Annotated in this window: 25 protein-coding genes and 1 pseudogene; 13 read left to right on the top strand and 13 right to left on the bottom strand. The window is 65.2% G+C overall.

From position 1 onward, the window contains the following. Both IEW87_RS05955 and IEW87_RS05950 read left to right on the top strand, forming a co-directional pair. Positions 1 to 1,059, top strand: coding sequence for a hypothetical protein (locus IEW87_RS05955; RefSeq protein ID WP_188711352.1), 1,059 nt, complete (start codon positions 1 to 3; stop codon positions 1,057 to 1,059). Then, positions 1,049 to 2,293 (top strand): peptidoglycan DD-metalloendopeptidase family protein, encoded by a 1,245-nt coding sequence (locus IEW87_RS05950; protein WP_188711351.1) that lies wholly within the window; start codon positions 1,049 to 1,051, stop codon positions 2,291 to 2,293. The genes IEW87_RS05955 and IEW87_RS05950 overlap by 11 nt, the downstream gene beginning before the upstream one ends. Here IEW87_RS05950 and IEW87_RS05945 read toward each other — a convergent pair whose 3' ends face one another. Beyond that, on the bottom strand, positions 2,294 to 2,713 hold the full coding sequence (locus tag IEW87_RS05945; RefSeq protein ID WP_188711350.1) for a hypothetical protein: 420 nt from the start codon (positions 2,711 to 2,713) through the stop codon (positions 2,294 to 2,296). A 184-nt stretch (positions 2,714 to 2,897) separates the two neighbouring features. Beyond that, positions 2,898 to 3,491, bottom strand: a complete 594-nt coding sequence (locus tag IEW87_RS05940; RefSeq protein WP_188711349.1) for a hypothetical protein — start codon at positions 3,489 to 3,491, stop codon at positions 2,898 to 2,900. Between the two features lie 51 nt (positions 3,492 to 3,542). On the opposite strand from IEW87_RS05940, the gene IEW87_RS05935 reads away from it, so the two are divergent. The 8 genes from IEW87_RS05935 to IEW87_RS05900 all read left to right on the top strand — a co-directional run bounded on the left by IEW87_RS05935 (position 3,543) and on the right by IEW87_RS05900 (position 9,691). Further along, a complete protein-coding gene (locus IEW87_RS05935; protein ID WP_188711348.1) occupies positions 3,543 to 4,010 on the top strand; it encodes a hypothetical protein in 468 nt (155 codons plus the stop codon). Continuing rightward, positions 4,007 to 6,220, top strand: a complete 2,214-nt coding sequence (locus IEW87_RS05930) for a hypothetical protein (protein ID WP_188711347.1) — start codon at positions 4,007 to 4,009, stop codon at positions 6,218 to 6,220. The genes IEW87_RS05935 and IEW87_RS05930 overlap by 4 nt, the downstream gene beginning before the upstream one ends. Positions 6,221 to 6,278: 58 nt before the next feature. After that, on the top strand, positions 6,279 to 6,998 hold the full coding sequence (locus IEW87_RS05925; RefSeq protein ID WP_188711346.1) for a M23 family metallopeptidase: 720 nt from the start codon (positions 6,279 to 6,281) through the stop codon (positions 6,996 to 6,998). 3 nt (positions 6,999 to 7,001) lie between these two features. Beyond that, complete coding sequence (locus IEW87_RS05920) at positions 7,002 to 7,439, top strand: hypothetical protein (RefSeq protein WP_188711345.1); 438 nt, start codon at positions 7,002 to 7,004, stop codon at positions 7,437 to 7,439. A gap of 3 nt (positions 7,440 to 7,442) precedes the next feature. Further along, complete coding sequence (locus IEW87_RS05915; protein WP_188711344.1) at positions 7,443 to 7,742, top strand: hypothetical protein; 300 nt, start codon at positions 7,443 to 7,445, stop codon at positions 7,740 to 7,742. Continuing rightward, positions 7,742 to 8,068: a hypothetical protein gene (locus IEW87_RS05910; RefSeq protein WP_188711343.1), complete on the top strand. Its 327-nt coding sequence runs from the start codon at positions 7,742 to 7,744 to the stop codon at positions 8,066 to 8,068. The genes IEW87_RS05915 and IEW87_RS05910 overlap by 1 nt, the downstream gene beginning before the upstream one ends. 122 nt (positions 8,069 to 8,190) lie before the next feature. Next, the gene (locus IEW87_RS05905) at positions 8,191 to 8,754 is read left to right on the top strand and encodes a DUF6932 family protein (RefSeq protein ID WP_229730977.1); all 564 of its coding nucleotides are present in this window, start codon (positions 8,191 to 8,193) and stop codon (positions 8,752 to 8,754) included. Positions 8,755 to 8,950: 196 nt separating this feature from the next. After that, positions 8,951 to 9,691, top strand: a complete 741-nt coding sequence (locus tag IEW87_RS05900) for a hypothetical protein (RefSeq protein WP_188711342.1) — start codon at positions 8,951 to 8,953, stop codon at positions 9,689 to 9,691. 109 nt (positions 9,692 to 9,800) lie between these two features. Here IEW87_RS05900 and IEW87_RS05895 read toward each other — a convergent pair whose 3' ends face one another. The 6 genes from IEW87_RS05895 to IEW87_RS05870 are packed head-to-tail and all read right to left on the bottom strand — an operon-like array spanning position 9,801 to position 11,740. Beyond that, positions 9,801 to 10,508 carry an SOS response-associated peptidase gene (locus tag IEW87_RS05895; RefSeq protein ID WP_188711341.1) on the bottom strand — a complete coding sequence of 236 codons (708 nt, stop codon included), beginning with the start codon at positions 10,506 to 10,508 and terminating at the stop codon, positions 9,801 to 9,803. A gap of 32 nt (positions 10,509 to 10,540) precedes the next feature. After that, complete coding sequence (locus tag IEW87_RS05890) at positions 10,541 to 10,678, bottom strand: hypothetical protein (protein WP_188711340.1); 138 nt, start codon at positions 10,676 to 10,678, stop codon at positions 10,541 to 10,543. 45 nt (positions 10,679 to 10,723) lie between these two features. Then, complete coding sequence (locus tag IEW87_RS05885) at positions 10,724 to 10,993, bottom strand: hypothetical protein (protein WP_188711339.1); 270 nt, start codon at positions 10,991 to 10,993, stop codon at positions 10,724 to 10,726. Positions 10,994 to 11,051: 58 nt separating this feature from the next. Then, complete coding sequence (locus IEW87_RS05880) at positions 11,052 to 11,210, bottom strand: hypothetical protein (protein ID WP_188711338.1); 159 nt, start codon at positions 11,208 to 11,210, stop codon at positions 11,052 to 11,054. Positions 11,211 to 11,251: 41 nt separating this feature from the next. After that, entirely contained in the window at positions 11,252 to 11,554 is a 303-nt protein-coding gene (locus IEW87_RS05875; RefSeq protein WP_188711337.1) for a hypothetical protein, read from the bottom strand. A 27-nt stretch (positions 11,555 to 11,581) separates the two neighbouring features. After that, the gene (locus IEW87_RS05870) at positions 11,582 to 11,740 is read right to left on the bottom strand and encodes a hypothetical protein (protein ID WP_188711336.1); all 159 of its coding nucleotides are present in this window, start codon (positions 11,738 to 11,740) and stop codon (positions 11,582 to 11,584) included. Positions 11,741 to 11,818: 78 nt separating this feature from the next. Here IEW87_RS05870 and IEW87_RS05865 point away from each other — a divergent pair, with 78 nt between their 5' ends. Further along, positions 11,819 to 12,127 carry a DUF732 domain-containing protein gene (locus IEW87_RS05865; RefSeq protein WP_188711335.1) on the top strand — a complete coding sequence of 103 codons (309 nt, stop codon included), beginning with the start codon at positions 11,819 to 11,821 and terminating at the stop codon, positions 12,125 to 12,127. 146 nt (positions 12,128 to 12,273) lie between these two features. Here IEW87_RS05865 and IEW87_RS05860 read toward each other — a convergent pair whose 3' ends face one another. Continuing rightward, positions 12,274 to 13,899: a monocarboxylic acid transporter gene (locus IEW87_RS05860; RefSeq protein WP_188711334.1), complete on the bottom strand. Its 1,626-nt coding sequence runs from the start codon at positions 13,897 to 13,899 to the stop codon at positions 12,274 to 12,276. After that, complete coding sequence (locus IEW87_RS05855; RefSeq protein ID WP_188711333.1) at positions 13,896 to 14,246, bottom strand: DUF485 domain-containing protein; 351 nt, start codon at positions 14,244 to 14,246, stop codon at positions 13,896 to 13,898. The genes IEW87_RS05860 and IEW87_RS05855 overlap by 4 nt, the downstream gene beginning before the upstream one ends. 166 nt (positions 14,247 to 14,412) lie before the next feature. Between IEW87_RS05855 and IEW87_RS05850 the strand changes: the two genes are divergently transcribed. Beyond that, positions 14,413 to 15,261: a LuxR C-terminal-related transcriptional regulator gene (locus IEW87_RS05850; protein WP_188711332.1), complete on the top strand. Its 849-nt coding sequence runs from the start codon at positions 14,413 to 14,415 to the stop codon at positions 15,259 to 15,261. A 54-nt stretch (positions 15,262 to 15,315) separates the two neighbouring features. Continuing rightward, on the top strand, positions 15,316 to 16,440 hold the full coding sequence (locus IEW87_RS05845; protein ID WP_188711331.1) for an MFS transporter: 1,125 nt from the start codon (positions 15,316 to 15,318) through the stop codon (positions 16,438 to 16,440). Between the two features lie 27 nt (positions 16,441 to 16,467). On the opposite strand, the gene IEW87_RS05840 is transcribed toward IEW87_RS05845, so the two are convergent. The 3 genes and pseudogenes from IEW87_RS05840 to IEW87_RS05830 form a co-directional block, all read right to left on the bottom strand. Then, the gene (locus IEW87_RS05840) at positions 16,468 to 17,289 is read right to left on the bottom strand and encodes an NAD(P)H-dependent oxidoreductase (protein WP_188711330.1); all 822 of its coding nucleotides are present in this window, start codon (positions 17,287 to 17,289) and stop codon (positions 16,468 to 16,470) included. Positions 17,290 to 17,476: 187 nt separating this feature from the next. Next, positions 17,477 to 18,163 (bottom strand): HAD-IA family hydrolase, encoded by a 687-nt coding sequence (locus IEW87_RS05835; protein WP_188711329.1) that lies wholly within the window; start codon positions 18,161 to 18,163, stop codon positions 17,477 to 17,479. Positions 18,164 to 18,287: 124 nt separating this feature from the next. Then, positions 18,288 to 18,446, bottom strand: a pseudogene (locus tag IEW87_RS05830) (VOC family protein); the annotation flags it as partial. Positions 18,447 to 18,460: the final 14 nt, after the last annotated feature.

The raw sequence follows: 18,460 nt of genomic DNA, 5'->3' as shown, positions 1-18,460 counted from the left end.
ATGATCGTCAGCGTCTGCGAGACGAAGACGGGCGACCATGTCCTCGACATCCCGGTCACGTCGATGTCGTGGCCGTCGCGCCTGAACGGGAACGGCCGCGGTCGCTTCACGATCCCACTTCGAGAGATCTCGACGGACCCGGCATTCACGAGCGCACTGTTCCAGAAGCGGGCTCGCATGATCGTCGTCCACGACGGCGAGACCGTCGGCCATGCCGGCGTCATCATGACCGACGACTGGAGCGAACGCACCGGGCTCTTGTCGCTCTCGACCTACGAGATCCGCAACTACTGGCTCTGGCGCATGACCGCCGGCGTAAACAACATCCAGTACGAGGGCGACTTGAAAGCCTCTGGGCTGTCGGCGTTGGGCGCGGTGCGTCGCGTTGTGCAACGGTCGATGCAGTGGGACGGCTGGGAAATGCCCATCGACCCGCCGATGGACGGCTCGGGGTCGATCGATCTCGATGTCGACTGGTTCGAGTTCCGCTACCTGGAAGACATCATTCAGGACATCGAGCGCCACGGCTACGAGGTATGGCTCGAACCGCGCCTCACGTCGAATGGAGTGCGGTTCACGACGCGCGTCGGCCGGGCGATCACGAACGGCGACTTCGACCTCCCCGTCTCAACGATGAAGTCCGCTGTCGCGGATCTGGCCGTGAAGGGCGACGCCACCCGGCAAGTGACCGGCGTTCTCGGGCTCGGCAACGGTTCCGGGACGGACAGTCTCATCGCCTGGTCGGGCTTACCGTTCGCGGAGGGTATCCCCGTTGCGGATGTCGTTCGCAACGAACCCGACGTGAAGCGAGCGGATGCGCTGCAGGCGATCACGAACGACGAGTTCACGGAGAACCGGACACCGGTCGAACAGTGGTCGTTCCCTGTCGTCCTCGATGACGTCCTCACGTTGGACAAAATCCGTATCGGCCGCGTCCTCCACATGGACGTGCGCGACTCGATCCGGATCCCCGACGGCCAATACACGCGCCGCGTGATCGCGATCAGCGGCGACCGCTCGAATCGAGTGACGGTGGAGGTGCATCCGTATGGTGCGTGACCTCTCGGACCCGTACGAGATGCGGCGGGGTCAGCAGCGGTCGGTACGCCGACTGCAGGCATCGACGGCGATCCAGAACACGGCGGTCGACCGGGGCGCGCTGCGTGTGAAGTCTCCTGAGGGGCTGCACGTCGGCACGGTCGAGGATCCGACGGGTTCGCAGGTCGTGTACGGCATCCTCCGTATCGTCGGGCAGCTCGTCGGCAACGGGACGATCAACTGGTCCGGGCCGTGGGTGCTCTCCGGACAAGGAAGCATCACCGGCAACGTCACGGCGACTGGCAGATGGACGCAGAACGGCGACTGGGAGTTCAACGGCGACGGCGAGATCACCGGCGATGTTGATATCTCAGGAGACCTGGATCTGACGGGTTCGCTCGAGGTGCTCGGTGGCGGACGGATCAAGGTCGGCAACGTCATCATCGACCCGCAGAACGGCGGCCGCGTCGTCGTGCAGCAGGGTGGACGGTTCGTCGCCCGCTCCGACGAAACGGGCAAGCCTGACGTCCTGATCCGCAACGGTGACATCGAGTTCGGTGATGCACAGATTCGTGGCACGGGCGGGATCCTCACGATGGAAGGCCGACCACTCGCCGGTGGCGCAGGTGCCGCCACCGTCAACGTGTTCCAGGGCGCCGCGAACATGCGCATGACCGGCGGCGGTGAAGTCCGTGTCGACGCGGACGGCGTTTCCGTGCAAGGCGTCGAAATGCTGCCGACCGGCGAGCCGTTCGAGATGATCGTTCGATCTACCAACGACGGCAGGCTCTATCGGTACGCAGGTGGCACGGGCGGCGGACCCGGTGACGGAATATTCGCCTACCCGTATCCACTCGATCAAGTCACGGACGAGTTCCGCCCGCCGCACCGCCCAACGCACGACGGCATGGACTTCGGTATCGGCCCATCGAACATCGAAGGCACCCCGATCCCATCAGCAGGCAATGGTGTCGTCGAGACTGTCGGCGCGCCGAGCTCGGGGCACGGTTGGGGCTACTACGTTCTCGTGAACCACGGCACGGACCCGCTGTATGGGAACGCGACGATTCAGACACGCTACGCGCACATGTACCAAGCGCCGCCGGTAAGCGTTGGTGACCCCGTACTTCTCGGCATGACACTTGGCGGCATCGGGAATACGGGCAACAGCTTCGGCAACCACCTGCACTGGGAAGTGCTCGTCGACGGTGTTCCCGTCAATCCGCGTACGTTCATGGCCGCGCACGGCGGGTGATCAGTCGGTCGGGCACCACATGGCAGTGGCATCCGTGCGGAAGTCGTTGTTCGTGGTGAACGTGCCATCCGGGAATGCGACCACGTCTTCGTATGCCGCGCCGTCGGCGAGGGCCGCACACGTTTCATCGAGACGCGTGATGACGTCCTCTTCCGAGATCTGCCCACGGTCGATCCAGTAGGAAACGACCTGCGATTGCGCTCCGGTCAGGTCTGCTTCCGGTGTCGGCTCAACGGTCGGCGCGCTGGTCGGTTCGACGGTCGGCGTCGCTTCTTCTCTCGGCTCCGAGGTCGGCCCGGGCGTCTCGATCGCAGTCGCGGTCGCTTCGTCACTCACGGGGAGTGTGACGGCTGCCCATGCTCCTCCGCCGAGGATGACGCCTCCGGCGGCGGCGATAGCGGCGATACCCGACTTCTTCATGCCGGAATTCTACCGGCCAAGGGTGACAAAGGAGATAACGATGCTGGTTCTTCAGGTGCCGTGGTTCAGTCTGATTGCCGTTGCATTTGCGGTGTTCAGCTTCCTCACGTGGCGAGCCCAACACCGACAGGAACCACGGCGCAAGTACGGCTGGGTTGGCCTACTTCCGTCGATCATCCTTCCGTTACTTGTGGGGATTAGGCTCGCGATCGATTCGTTCGTCGTCGACTTCGCTGACGCCACGCTCGTCCGGTCCGTCGCTTTCATCCTGTACTGACGTCTGCTGCTCGTTGATCTGGTGCACGGTCTGTTCGATGACGTGCTGGAGCTGATCTTCGGTGAATCCGGAGTTATCGCCGCCCGTGATCCATTGCAGCAGGATCAGTAGGACAGCGACCCACCCGGAACGGTTGCTGTTGAACTCTGCCCTCGCCTTGTCGATGATCGTCTTCGCTTCTGGGGCTTGCTCGGCGAGTTTCTGCTCGACAACGCGGGCTATGTGCTCGTCCATTGCCTCGTCGACGCCGATGCGCTTCTGCGCCCATCTCTGAATTTGTTTCAGTTGGCCAACCTGCTTGGGCGTGAGCGTGATCGTCGCGTCCCATTCGGGGCCTTTGCCGCTGACGTATTCGCCGTCGATGAACGGTGACTGAGACCCGCATACCCCACAGGGCGCACTGCCGCCAGTGATCGTGAGTGTTGAATCCGTCATCTGAAAGAACGGCGCGGTCTCTACCGGGCCGTGCGTACTACAGAACACCAGCGGCGACCGAACCATTTCTGAACCCTAGTGCGCTCGTAAGCGCAATAGCAATGAGAGGGGCGCGCTATGCCATTGGTGCCTGTAAATGGGAATCTGTTCGATTTCGGGCAGGTCGTCGTGCCGCCTGCGTTGGAGCCGCGGCTGTGGTTTGTCGCGAATCAGAGTTGGCTCGCCGCGACTGGGGGCGCGTTCTTCAACGCTGAGGTGCGGGCCACGTGGCGGCAGGAGACCGGCGGGTTTCATGCCGATCTGTGGTCGGAGCCGAACGATCCGCGCCTCTGGTACACGATGCGCCTCGACTATCTCGAGCCTGGCCAGGAACAAGAGCAACCGGGAAACAGGGCGCGTGGATTCTTCGAGTGGCACTACAAGATCTTCCCCGGCGAGGGCGGAAATCTCGGCGACATCATCGGCCAGCAGGTCGGCCTGGCGCTCGTGTACGCGGCACCGAACGCGCCGTCAATGCCGCGTTGGAATCAAATTCATTGGAACACCAGCACGGGCTGGGTGTATGAGCGGGAGTGGACTCCATGAGCGTACGTTTTATCCCTCTGGCGAACATCAACGGCAAGGACGGGGCGCAGGGCCCGCAGGGGCCGGCTGGCACGTTCACGTCGGCGTCGGGGCACACGCTTCCGGCTGGGTCGCAGGCGACGGTGGAGACCAGTGGTTCACCGACGGCGAAGCATCTCGAGATTGGTGTGCCGCGTGGACTTCCGGGGTTGAATGCTGTCCCCACGGATGAGGCGATGGCCGTGCTGGTTGGTGCGATGGACACGCTCACTGGCAATGCGCTTGAGAACCGTTTCGTGCCGAAGAATTCGCTCGTGTTCAATGCGGCGGATCATGGCGTGGTCGGTGATGGCACCGCAGATGACACGGCGACGATGCAGGCGCTGATCGATCAGGTGCCGGACGGGTCTACGATCGTGGCTCCTCCTGGCGCTGTGTACCGTTCGGCGGGATGGTCGGTGAAGGGCCGCACGTTGGACATTGACCTATCGAACGCGCACCTGGTCAAGACCGACCCTGACAACGAAATCTTCCGCGCAGAGGGGTCGTTCGATGCACCGGTGAGCGTCGGTGGCGTCATCACGAACCAGCGTTATTCGCGGCTTGTGGTCGCGGACACGGACGGTTTCAACGCGGGCGATATCGTGAAGGTGTTCTCGAACGACGAGATTCGCGACTCGCGGCCCCGCAACGAAACCGAGAAGTCCTGGCAGGGCGAGTTCGCTGTGGTGGCGAACATTGATGGCACGGAAGTGCACGTGTCGCCGCCGCTACTGGACACTTACAGCACGAACATTCGCGTCGCCCGCATCCAGAATCACCGAGTGTCGTTCCGTTTCGGGACGGCCGACTATGACGGCAACCCGGGTACCGAGTTCACGCGACGCATGTTCCGCTACTCGGCGCTGAATGGCTCGTACATTGCAGGGCACGTGGTGCGTGGCCCGGGAACCGCATTCAGTGACCACTCGTGCGTCTATACCGTCGCGGATCTCCGTGTGGAGAACCTACCCGCAGCGGACGGGTACGGCGTCACCTGTGGCGGGTCGTCGTGGGGTGACTACCGGATCGTCGCGAACCGACTGAGGCACGCGTTCACGGACGATACTGCCGGTCGTGCGGCGACCGGGCAGACGGACCCGGCAGTGTTCGGGCGGGCCATGTACTGCAAGATCACGGGCTCGTCGGCTCGCGCGACGGCGGTCCCGTGGGATACGCACCATGGCGGGTACGGGCATCACTTCTACGACATCACTGCGACCGGGACGGACGCGCGTTGGCTGTTCCGCATCCGTGGCCGTGCTCACACGCTGTCGGATTGCATCGCTATTGGCGCTGAGTCTGGCTTCGGTGTGATGGCAGAAGCTGGGCTGGGTGGTCAGGGTACGTCGTATCAGCATCGTTTCGTGAACTGCGCCACGTATCGCGTCGGGCAGCCGTTCAACGTCGCGAAGGACACGTTGGATGATCCCGCGTTCGATTCGGTCGTCATCGAGGGCGGCTATTTCGAGTTTTTCCGGCAGGGTCCCGTCATCGAGTACGGGTACGTTCGCATGGTCGATCCGGTGCTCGTGTTCACTGAGGGTCCGTACGAGTACGACGGCATCGCGTTCTTCAACATCGTCAACGGGCGGTTGCGGGGATCGTGCACGCTGGATGCGACGAAGCTGGGGCCGGATGAGGCACCGAACTTCGTTTTCCGTGGGTCCACCGGCCCGGCCGGCACGAACCAGATCGACGTGGATGTGAAGCTCAACCTGTCGGACTCTGCGCGTCACCAGATGCAGGCGGTCGTGCAGTGGAACTCGATGGATGGACAGGTGCGGGCGCACCTGCTGGGCAATCACAGCATGCTGCCGTGGTGGAACCTGACGCGTGACGCGTCTCGGCAGTCGGTGATCCTCACCAATTCGCTCGGGCCTGGAACGGCACCGACGACTGCGTTTCGTAGCATCACGGCATCAGGCGGCAGCATGATCCAGATGCGTTCCGGGGATGCGGTCGTGACGTGCCGTCTCAACAGTTCCGGGTCGGTGACGACGGCGGGCATCGAACCGGGCGCGTTCTCGGGCCAGAGGCTCGACCTGTATGCGGTCGGCGGGTCGGTGACGATCCCGAGCGGTGGCGCGGCGAACACCTCCCTCCGGGGCGGGGACGTGACGCTACAGGCCCGCGAGTCGATGAGTCTCGTCTGGGATTCCGTTTCGGCTATCTGGCTGCAACTGTCCTGACCCCCGGTCAACCATTCACCCTCGCTACGGCGGGGGTTTTCCCATGAGAGGGGACCGCATGACGATTCTTTGGCCCAACGGCTCTACTTCTCGTCCACCGATCTCGTCCGGCTTCGGCCCCCGGAACCTGGATAACCCGCTCGCGTCGAAGTATCACCGCGGCGTCGACATGTACGACTTCGACACGGTGCACGCGATCGCTGACGGCACGGTCGTGTACGTCGGGTTGTCCTCCGGGGTCGGCTGGTCGGCGGTCGCGGGCTTCATGGTGTGGGTGCAGCACGACGGGTTCTTCTCGCGTGCGCTCCACAATGACGCGAGCACGGTCCGGGTTCGGAAGGGCGACCGCGTGCGAGCGGGCGACCCGCTCGTCGGCATGGGCTGGTCCGGCCTCCAAGGACCGTGGGCGACGCACGTGCACCTCGAGGTCACGCCCGGACAGTGGCACACGGCGAATACCGGCCAGGTGGATCCTGTGCCGTTCATCGAAGCCCGGATCGGGCAAACCACGGGCGGCGGTGGCGTCGCCAACCAGAAGGGAACAGACATGGAAGCGTACGTCACGGCGCCCAACGGAACCGTCGCGCATCTGCGACCGAGCAGCAAGATCAACTTCAAGGACCCAGCCCACTACAAGCGTCACCGGAACGCGATCCGCAAGCTGCGCCGCAAGAAGGCGACCGACCTCATGCTCCCGCCGACGCTCGGCTCCGTGCCGAAGGTGAGCTGGACAGAGTTCGAGACGATCGCGGACGCCATCGGCGCACCGAAGGGGTAAGCCGTGACTATCCGCATGCGTGTGCGGCGACTCTGGGAGTCGATCACGGAGCCGCGCCACCTGAAGGTGGCGTACTTCGTGATCTATCTCCTCACGATCGGTGTCGGCGTGGTCACAGCCACGAACCCGCCGCAGTCGATCGAGGGGCCGCTCGGTCCCATCCTCACGGCGATCTGGTCGGGCCTGTTCATCGTCGGTGGAGTGGTAGGGGCGATCACGGTCTTGCCGGGATGGTGGTGGGTCGAGCGATTGCTCGGTCTTGCGCCGATCCTGATGGGGCTGGCGATCTACCTGTCGGTCGCCGCGACGTTGCACTGGCACAACATCGACACGGGCTCGTCGCGCCTGACGCAGATTGGCATCATCCTGCTCGCTTCCGCACCGTTCACCCTGCGGGGGCTGCTGATCCGGGACTACAGCTACGAACCACGCCGGGGGTGACCGATGGATGCAGCAGCTATCGCATCCCTCATCGGTGCCGCCGGCGGTGGTGCGATCCTCCTCGAGCTCACCAAGCGTGGCCTCGACAAGATCTCGAACCGGGGGGCGAAGCGGCGCGACGAGGTGGACCGGGCGTGGCGACGCGTAGACCGGGAGGCGTCGAAGCGTCGCCGCATGGAGGAGCACGCCTCGCACCTGACCCGGCTGCTGTTCGCAGCCCCGTGTGTGGAGCCGGCGGACATCCCGAGCTTCCCGGCCTACACCGATTCCGATTCTCGTTCGAACGACACGAAGGACTCCTGATGGACATCACTCTGCCCTCGATCCCTGCAGGGATCCTCACGCTGCTGTCGCTGTTCGCGCCGTACGCGATCGCCCTCATCAACCGGCCGGAATGGTCGGCGACGGTGAAGAAGGTCGTCGCGATCATCGTCGCCGTCGTCCTCGCGGGTCTCGTGATGGCGTTCTATTACGTGTACACGGGTGAGCCGGTCCCGGAGTGGCCGGTGCTCGTACTGCTCGCGATCGTCGTGGCGCAGGCGTCCTACGCCCTCGTGACGCGCTCGAGCGCGAAGACCGTAGAACAGAAGACGCCCCGCAGACTCGGAGGCAGTGACGCCGGCGACTGATACCTCCTGAACGACTGCGCCCCGCCTGGGTGAGCTACTGACACCTTCGGGTGGCAGGCTCCCCGGGAGGAGCGATTTCGTCGTTATCGGCCTGTGATCGCGACCCGCTACTGTGCGGAGATATGTCCATTCCTGCGCTCAATACTGACGGCGTGCTCCCCCTCGGCCGACACCACGTGACGCTGGCCGATGTCGAGGCTCGTTACGTCCGCGACCCGCAGTTCGCGCAGTCGAGCAGCCGTGTTGAGATCTGGGATCACTTCAAGACAGTCACCAGCGAGCTCCAGAAGATCGTCCCTGTCGCGTACGTCTGGGTCTCTGGCTCGTACATTTCGAACAAGCAGGACCCGGACGACATCGACGTCGTCTACTGGTGCGAAGATCGTCATGTCAGCGCCATTGCCGATCCAAGGGATCGTATGATACTTCAGATGTTCGCAACCCGCGCAGTCCGATCGACGACTGGGCTGCGCGTGGATGCGGGCATGGCGCAGTGGCATGTCTACCCAGAAGCAGCATCGGGTCCATCGAATGAACATCTGAGCTATATCCAGATGAGGGGGTTCTGGGATGACTTCTGGCTTCGACGTCGCTCCGGCCCGAAGGGCGCACCGCCTGTGCGCGAAGATGCGCTCCCACGAGCTGGCTACCTCGAGATGATGTTGGACGGTATCCATGTCGTTTGATTGGGAGGCCTACCGCGAGAGCGTCGATCCCGCCGATGTCCAGTGGACCGATGCGGCCGATCTCGCGCGTATGAGCGTGCATGCATTCATGGCGGAGAATTCTCCCGTTCGTCGTGTGGCCTCTGCCGGCCGCCTCCGACTCACGGGCCCGGGGGTCTCGATTCATAGTGCTCCCGTCGAGGCCGTCGCGAAGGTGATGACCGGGTTCCAGAAGCTCGTCCTAGCCACCGGGCTTGCAAACACCGGGTGGCGGATGCTTCGCGGGCGTATCCCCGCCGAAGTCGAGTCGCGAACCCGCTTGATGCTGAACGGCTCTGCACTTCCGGGATCCCTGGTTCTCAACATGGTTCCTGCGACGTCGCCCGCTGATGAGATCCTCCCTGACGGTCAGGGAGAGTTCTTCCGTGACGCCGATGACCAGGATGTCGACAAGGCCATCGACCGTGCACTTTCGATTCTAAATCGCGGAAAGGTCCTCGGCCCGGACTCTGACGACAGCGGATTTGCGGCGGCGCTCAATACGGCGGGTCCGCGCGTGGCGTCGGCCTTACGCACGTTCTCGACTTCTCTATTTTCCGGCGGGTTCGAGCCTGACATCGTGTGGCATCAGCCGCGCGTCCCGGTGCGTCGCGCAAGGCTGGGCCTGTCGCACCTTGAGCACATCAACAGATTCATCACCACGCGGAGACTCGTCCGCGAGCCGATCGCGCTCGAGGGCGTACTCAGGACGGTCAGTGACAAGAAGCCAATGCTCGAGCTGGAGACTGCTCCAGACGAGTTCGAACGTGTCGACGCGAAGGACATCGCCGCTGAAGTCATGTCTGCGCTACATGTAGGTGTCCGGTTGAGGATCCACGCAGAAGCGGTTGAGAACGTGTCCCCGGGCGGGGACACCTCATTCACGTACAAAGCGACGGGCGTGGAGGTCCTGTCCTAGGTGGTCAGGCGGTACGGCGATAGCAGCGATCGGACAGATGAGCCGCAGATACGTAACGTCGCGAATCGGTGCCCCTCCTGCTTCGGCAGGAGGGGCACTTTCGTTGTGACTACGTGGGCACCGTCATCTGTGGCCCGTCGTCGGTAGCTTTGAACGGCATGACGCGGTGGTAGTCGAGTGCTGTCATTTCGCCCCGCGAGGCGTTCACGGCTTCGTCGACTAGGTCCTGGCCGCCGGTGATGCTCGGGTCCATCCACTGCTCCCAGAAAGTTGCGGGCAGTGCGACGGGGTTGCGGTCGTGGATGCTGGCGAGGTGGTCGACGGTGGGCATGGTGAGCATCGTCGCGGTGAGCGTCCATTTCGCGGGGTCGTCATCCGTGACGCTCTTGTCTTGCCACCACGCGTACAGGCCAGCGAACCCGAGGATCCCGCTCTCCGGGTGGATCCACCACGGCGTCTTGGATCCCTTCTCGCCGGTCCATTCGTAGTAACCCGACGCAGGGATGATGCACCTGCGGGACTTGAGCGGGCTCTTCCACGTGGCTTTCGACGTGATGCCCTCGGTGCGGGCGTTGAATGTCGGAAACTTCGTCTTGAGGCTGTCAGACCAGGGCGGGACGAGGGACCAGTGCGCCGACTCGACTCGCAGCTGCTCAGTCTTCGCGGAGTCGAGGATGACGGCGATCTGCTGGGTGGGTTTGATGTTCCACCGGTTCGCCCAATCGGGCGTCCACTCGTTGTGACTCCGGCCCGTGCCCACCACGAAGTCAGTGATCGAGGCGTTGACCTTGTCGTCGAGGGCGAATCGTCCGCACATTCCGACAGCGTATGTCGCGCGACCCGGCACCGCTAGAGGTCCACGGGCGCGTTCGGTAACGGCGGATCCGCCCGGTACTCCTCGAGCACGCCGATCAACTCTGTGACGTTGTTGCACTCTGCGATGTCGAGGAGGTCGCGCACTTCCGACCACACGAGCCGGAGGGGCACTTTCGTCGCGTCAGCACAGAGGCAGCTCGTCGTGGCCAGGGATAGTCACTCGTTGCGCTGTTCGTCCTCGGCGGCCTCGCCGTCGGATTCGTGATCGCGTGTCCACTTGTCGGCTCGCTGCTGCGTCTCCGACGTGGACTTCGCGCCGTGCCAGTGTTCGATCCGGGCGGCGTCCCACGCTCGCTCTCTGCGGGTGCGAGGCGGATCCTCGGGTGCTTGCGCGTCAGATGCTCCGCCTTCTGAGTCCCATCTCTCGTTGGCTTTCTCGTCGGCGTCTTGGTTCTGGTGCTTTTCTGAGGATTGTTGATCTGTCATGGTCATGTCTTTCCGATGGGGTCTGCTTGCCTCTTCCTCCCGGTGGCGTGCGGAAGGCTTACTTCTTCCGTCGGTGGTTTCGGATGAATCCGAACACGACCGTCGCGATGAATAAGATGAGCCCGATCATGGCCAGCCAGAACAGGCCCTCGATCGCGAATCCGACGACGGTGAGCACGGCCCACGCAGCCAACAGGATTAACAGTACGGTCCACATACTCTTGACCGTACGCTTGTGGGTGTCGGATAGATACGGGTCTAGTGAGATGCGGGCCAGGGTGTCGGTCGTGTCTTGCCGGCGCGGCTGCGGCCGAGTTCGATCCACTGTGTCGCGCCGGGGATCTCCCGGAGGGGGTCGACGGTCGTGCGCACGTGCGGGTCGTCCTCATAGAATCCGGCCCACGTGCCGGCGACGCGCGCGAGGATGTCGTTCCGACCGTCGGCCAGCGCCTGCAACTCCTGAATCGCAGCGTCCGGGGTGGCGTCGTATCGGTGTCGGCCGATCGCGGCGGAGAGGGCGATGTCGAGACGAGTGTCGTCGTCGAGGTGGTCACGTGTCACAGTGCAGGAATATAGGCGCGAGGTCCGTCAGAGGTCGATGATCCCTTCGCCGTCGCCCGGATGCTGCACGCCGGGCCACTCGATCCGATACCCGCACTCGCGACACTCATCCCCACCATCCTCGGGGTGCATGATGACGCCGCATGCGGGGCAGATTGGCTGCGCGGCAGAGTCGAGATCATCCATGCGACGAGACTACGCGGAGTGTGCAGCGAACCGCAGACCCCACGAGACGCCGCGTATGCGACCGCTATCGTGGCGAACATGAAACCCGTTCGCGCCATCTTCGCTCTCGCCCTGGGAACCGTTGCCCTGGCGGGATGCTCCCCATCGCCGGAGGACGCGTTCATTCAGTCGATCAAGGACGATACGCCGCAAGTTTTCGACCGCGGGTCGGAAACCGAGGCGATCGAGCTTGGTCGAGCCCTGTGCACCAACATGGACGATGGATCCTCGGCGCACGACGCCGCAGGCATGCTTGAGGGTCTCGGCTGGTCGATTGCCGAGGCAGGCACTGTCGTGATCGCAGCAGTCGACAACTTCTGCCCGGAGCACGAGGACCTGGTTCGGTAGCACCCGGGAATCTTATGAGCGTTCATCGTTCGCGCCGATCGGCATCGTCGACACCCACCTGGTCGGCAGCCACCGGAGAGGAAGCAGCGGCGTCTGGTGAGCTGATCACCAGACGCCGCTGCGTCATCCGAGGAACGGCACGTGACTCAGTGCTCGACCTCCTTCTCTGCGCCGTGTCCCGTGAGCGCGCGCACCTCCATCTCGGCGGCGATCCGCGGATCTTCCTTGCGGCGTCCGAGGACGGATCCGAGGAACCCGAGCAGGAAGCCGAGCGGGATCGAGATGATGCCGGGATTCGACAGCGGGAAGACCGCGATGTCGATGTCCGCGAAGACGCTCGTCTCCGTGCCAGAGAAAACCGGCGAGAGCACGATGAGCAGCAGGGCCGAGCCGAGGCCGCCGTACATGCTCATCACGGCGCCCGTCGTGGTGAACCCACGCCAGAACAGCGAGTACAGGATCGTCGGCAGGTTCGCCGAGGCCGCGACAGCGAAGGCGAGCGCGACGAGGAACGCTACGTTCTGGTTCTGCACGCCGATGCCGCCGACGATCGCCAGGGCGCCGATGACAAGCGTCGTCATCCGCGCGACGCGGACTTCACCCTTGCCGGAGACCTTGCCCTTCTTGATCACGTTCGCGTAGATGTCGTGCGCGAACGACGCCGATGCGGTGATCGTGAGGCCCGCGACGACGGCGAGGATCGTGGCGAATGCGACCGCCGAGATGAAGCCCATCAGCACTGGTCCGCCGAGCGCCTCCGCGAGCAGAGGCGCTGCCGAGTTCACGCCGCCGGGCGCACCGAGGATCCGCTCTGGGCCGACCATGGCGCCTGCACCGTAGCCGAGCACGAGGCTCAGCAGGTAGAACAGGCCGATCAGCCAGATCGCCCAGACAACGGAGCGACGGGCTTCCTTCGCCGTGGGCACCGTGTAGAAGCGCATGAGCACGTGCGGGAGCCCCGCGGTGCCAAGCACGAGGGCGAGCGCGAGCGACAGGAAGTCGAGCGGGTTGGAGTACTGCAGACCCGGCCCGAGGATCTTGTCGCCGTGCTCGGACGCCGCGACCGCGGACTCCAGAAGCGTGTTGATACTGAAGCCGTGCATCGCGAGCACCCAGATCGTCATCACCAACGCGCCGCCGATGAGGAGGAACGCCTTGATGATCTGCACCCAGGTCGTGCCCTTCATGCCGCCCACGAGCACGTACAGCACCATGACCACGCCGACCACCGCGATCACGACCGACTGGCCAACGGCCCCGTCGATGCCCATCAGCAGCGACACGAGCGCGCCCGCACCGGCCATCTGCGCCAGCAGGTAGAAAAAGCACACGGCAAGCGTCGTGAGCGCCGCCGCCATGCGCACGGGCCGCTGCTTGAGGCGGAACGACAGAACGTCGGCCATCGTGAACTTGCCCGTGTTTCGCATCAGCTCGGCGACGAGCAGCAGCGCGACGAGCCACGCGACGAGGAATCCGATGGAGTAGAGGAACCCGTCATAGCCGTTGACGGCGATCGCGCCGACGATGCCGAGGAACGACGCGGCCGACAGGTAGTCGCCCGAGATCGCGAAGCCGTTCTGTGGCCCCGTGAAGGAGCGTCCGCCCGCGTAGTAGTCGGCGGCCGAGCGATTGTTGCGGCTCGCGCGGACGACGATGAACATCGTCACGGCGACGAACGCCGCGAAGATCGACATGTTGAGGATCGGGTTCGATTCGATCTCGACGACGGCCGCCGAGATCGACGAGCCGACGGTGGTCAGCCACTCGTTCATGCGCCTGCCTCCTGCTTCTCGAGGTCCTCGCGGATCGTCGTGGCGACCGGGTCGAGCTTGCGGTTCGCGAACGCGACGTACGCCATCGTGATCGCGAAGGTCGTCACGAACTGGCCGAGCCCGAACAGCAGGCCGACCGTGATGTCGCCGAACACGCGCTGCGCGATGAATTCCGGCGCCCAGCCCGCGAGGAGCACGTAGACGAAGTACCAGACGAGAAAGAGCACGGCCATCGGAAAGACGAACGACCGATGCGCCTTCTTGAGCCCTTGGAATCTCGGTGATTCCTCGACCTCGATGTAGTCCACCGCGCTCCGATCGGGAGCTCCGATATCGTTGTCGGTCATGTGGCCTCCTTGCCGCATATCGTGACGTCGTGCCCGACATCGTGCTCGACGGGCCGACGGCCGCCCGCACGGGCGGCCAGTGGTAACTTCGACGCTACGGATCGAGTACTGACGACCGGCACCCCCGAAAGTCAGTACCGAAATCGGCATCGCAAAGGAGCGAATCATGGAGGAGACCCGCCTGTTGGCGCGCGCTGTGAACGAGTTCGCGCGCCACACGCGATTCCCCGTCGCGTTCGGCGGGATCCGAGATGAGAACGGCACGACGCGCGTGACAGCGATGGTCGGCAATCGCACGAACGCCCTCAACGGACTCGCCGTCGCCCCGGAACGCGGGCTCGGCGGACGCGCGGTCCTCGAGCGGCGCCCGCGGATGACGGGCGACTACGCATCCGCGCGCCAGATCACGCACGACTACGACACCTACGTCCTCGGCGAGGGGCTCGGAACGCTCCTCGCGGTCCCGGTCGTCGTGGGCGGCACGCCGCGCGGGATCCTGTACGGCGGCGCGTGGGGAGCGTGGAGCGTCGGCGGGGTCGCCGCGGCACCCGCCGTCAGCGTCGCCCAGCGGCTCGCCAGCGACCTCGCTGAGCGAGACGCCGCACAGCGCAGCATTGACGCCGAGGTCGCGCGGGCGACCGCCGCCACCGCGGAGCCGTCGTTCTCAGCAACCCAGCGCGAAGAGATCCGCGAGACCTACACCGAGCTTCGGCAGATCACCGCCGTGCTCGACGACGATCCGCTCCGCGAGCGGCTGCGCCTCATCGAGCAGAAACTCGTCGCGCTCTCCGACGGATCCGCACCGGCACCCCACACCGATGTCCACCTTTCACCCCGCGAGACCGACGTGCTCGCGTGCGCCGCGATCGGCGCGACGAACGCACAGATCGCGGAGCAACTCGGGCTGCGCGAGGGCACGGTCAAGGCCTATCTCGGATCCGCGATGTCGAAGCTCGACACCTCCACGCGCCACGCCGCCGTCGCGACGGCTCGTCGGCTCGGACTGCTGCCGTGACGCCGTGAATCCCGCGCTGTGTCTCAGGTGAGGCTGTCACGCAGTGGCGGCAGGGTGTCGTCGCTCGCGCTGGGAACGTTCGCCGTGGGCACCGACGCCTTCGTCGTCGCCGGGTTCCTCCCGACGATGTCCACCGATCTCGACGTCTCGGTCGCGGTCGCCGGACAGTCCGTCACGGTGTTCGCTGTGGCCTACGCGGTGCTCTCTCCCGTGCTCGCGTCCCTGACGGCGACGATTCCCCGGCGGCGGCTGCTCGTGCTGGCGCTGAGCGTGCTCGCACTGGCGAACCTCGGATCCGCCCTCGCGCCGACCTTCGCCGTCCTGATGGCGACACGGATCGTCGCCGCCGCCGGAGCGGCCGCTTACACGCCGAATGCTGGGGCCACGGCTGCGGCTCTCGTTCCGCTGGAGAAGCGTGGCCGCGCGCTCGCCCTCGTCGTGAGCGGACTCACCATCGCGACCGCGCTGGGCGTGCCCCTGGGGACCGTTGCGGCGCGGGTGCTGGGCTGGCGCCTGGCACTCGCCGCCGTCGCACTGCTGTGCGCCGCGATCGCCGTGCTGCTGCTCATCCTCTTGCCGCGTCTCGACGGCGGCGCCCCCGTACCGCTGCGCGCGCGTTTCGCGGTGCTTCGCAATCCGACCGTCCGGACGCTCCTGCCCGTGACGATCCTCGGGATGACCGCGGCGTACACCGCCTACGCGTACGCCGTTCCCGCCTTCGCGTCAGTCGGCATCCCCGCGGACGGCAGTCCGTGGATCCTGTTCGCCTATGGCGTCGGCGCCGTGATCGGCGCGCAGACCTCGGGGCGTCTCGCCGACCGCTATGGCGGCACGCGAATCCTCATCGCCGGCTACGCCGTCATGGCCTGCGGCCTGGCGGCTTTCGGCGCCCTCTCCGCGTCCTCGCTCGTCGTTCCGGCGCTCGTCGCGGTCCTTGCGCTCGTCTGGGGCGCGAGCAGCTGGTGTCAGAGCCCTCCGTTGCAGCTTCGCCTCATCAACGCCGCCCCCGAGCAGGCGTCGCTCGTGATCGCCTTCAACGCCTCGTCGATCTACATCGGCATCGGCACCGGTACGGCCATCGGCGGACTCGCTGGCGCGGCCAACGTCCCGGCGATGTTCTTCACCGGAGCTGCCATCGCGGTGGTGACCGGCGCCTGGGTGCTGGCGACCCGCGACTGAGAACCGCGCCGTGTTCAGGCCGGAGCACTACTCGCGAACGTGCACGGAGAGGCCTGCCTCGCCGGGGACCACGTGCGGTTCGAGTTCCCATTCGTCCGTGTAATCTCCCGTGAACTGCTCGCGATACGCGATCGGTTCTTCTGAGAACATTCCCTCGAGCCGAGCGACCAAAGAATCGCGTGCCCGCGCGTAGTCGCCCCCGCTCTCCGTGAAGTCCGCGCTCGGGAGCGCCCACGGCCGCAGCGCGTCCATGCCGGTGTACGCAAACGTGCCGTGCAGGAGGCCGAACAGCAGCTCCGTCAGCTCGCCGCTCTTGCCGCGCGGTCCGATCGACGCCTCGCGGTCACCCAGCGTCACCACCGCGAGCGCGCGGGTGCCGCGGAACGGTCCCTGTTCGAAGCGGAGGCGTCGGCCCGTACCCGGATCCTTTCCGAAGGCGAAGCCACTGACGAACACCCGGTCGAACCACCCCTTGAGGAGGGCGGGCATTGAGTACCACCACAGCGGGAACTGCACGACGACCGCATCCGATCGGCGAATCTTCTCCTGCTCGGCGGCCACATCGTCGGGGACGTTTCCCGTCACCTGAGCCTCGCGGCCGTGGCGCGTCACCTCGAGCCGCCCCTCGATCCGCTCGCTGCTCAGGTTGTTGCGCCGCACGACCGGATCCCACCCCATGGCGTACAGATCGGATTCGATCACCGTGTGCCCCATCGACCTGAGCGCGGCGATGCCGTCACGCCGAAGACTGCCATTGAGCGAGCGCGGTTCGGGATGGGCGCTGATCCACAGCACGGTCCGGGCGTCAGCGCGCACGGTCGCGTCGCGGAGGGATCTCGAGTTCACCATGCACACCAGTATCGACCGTGGCAGACGGAGGGGTGCGGAGAATGTGGCGGATCGTCGATGCGGTGACGTGTGAGGGGCATCACTGGACTGCTCACGTCGGCTCGGACTGCTGCCGTGAGGCAACGAATCGCGTGCTACGCCTGCCGGCATGCGGTCAGACGGAGGTCCGCGCCACTCTCGCCGTCTCTCAGCCAAAGAGCTTCCGGTGCAGGTCGCCGAGGTTCTCCGCGGAAACATCGAACGAGTCGTCCGGCATGGGAGGGTCGCCGTTCGGCCGCGGTACGTACGCCGTGCGCATCCCCGCCTCGGCCGCGGCACGCAGATCCCACGCATGCGCCGCGACGAGGTACGGCGGGACATCTTCGTCCGGAACTGCCGCGATCGCGGCACGGTAGATCCGCGGATCCGGTTTGTACGTCGTCGCGTCTTCTCCCGACAGGAACTGATGCCAACGCAGTCCCGCGTGCACGCTCAAGCCAGTCAGCACTCGGCGGCTTGCATTCGATAGCCCCATGACCGTCGCCTCAGCCGCGAACTGGTGGAGCGCGTCGATCGTGTCGGGCCACGGGTCCAGACGGAGGGAAGCATCGGCGAGGGGCTCCAGAGCGCGGGCGGGCAGCACACCGGCAGCCGTCATTCGCTCTAAAGCCTCAGCATCGAGGACATCGCTCGGGACAAACGTCGAGCGACCCGACACGATGGCGCGTTCCCGTTCGGCGACATAACCGAGCCACTCCGCGACGATGCGCGCCACGCCAGCATCGTCGTATCCAGTGGCTTCGCGAACGTGACGGTGCAGACTCCCCGCTTGGTCCACGAGCGTTCCCAGTACATCGAAGATGATCACGGGGCCGTCGGACGCGCTGGTGCTCATGGCTTCCTCAACGGGATCGATTGTGACGTTATTCCGCTTCACCGCGGCCCAGGCTGAGGTGCGCGCGTCGTCGCCCTCGCTCTCCGTGAAGTGGGCATCGCAGCAGATCTGTGGGGCACGTGCTTCAGCGCGCGCCGCGTCGGACGGAGGCGATCTGGATGAGATTTCCGCAGGTGTCATCGAACACCGCAGTCGCCGCGGCGCCCATCTCGGTCGGTCCCTGGGTGAACGTCACGTCGAGGTCACACAGCCGGTCGCACTCGGCCTGCACGTCGTCGACGCGAAGACGCTGGTGAT

This window comes from Microbacterium faecale, assembly GCF_014640975.1.
Classification (GTDB): Bacteria; Actinomycetota; Actinomycetes; order Actinomycetales; family Microbacteriaceae; genus Microbacterium; species Microbacterium faecale.
Note: the sequence above shows the minus strand (reverse complement) of the source record. Positions and strands in the feature narration are given on the sequence as shown.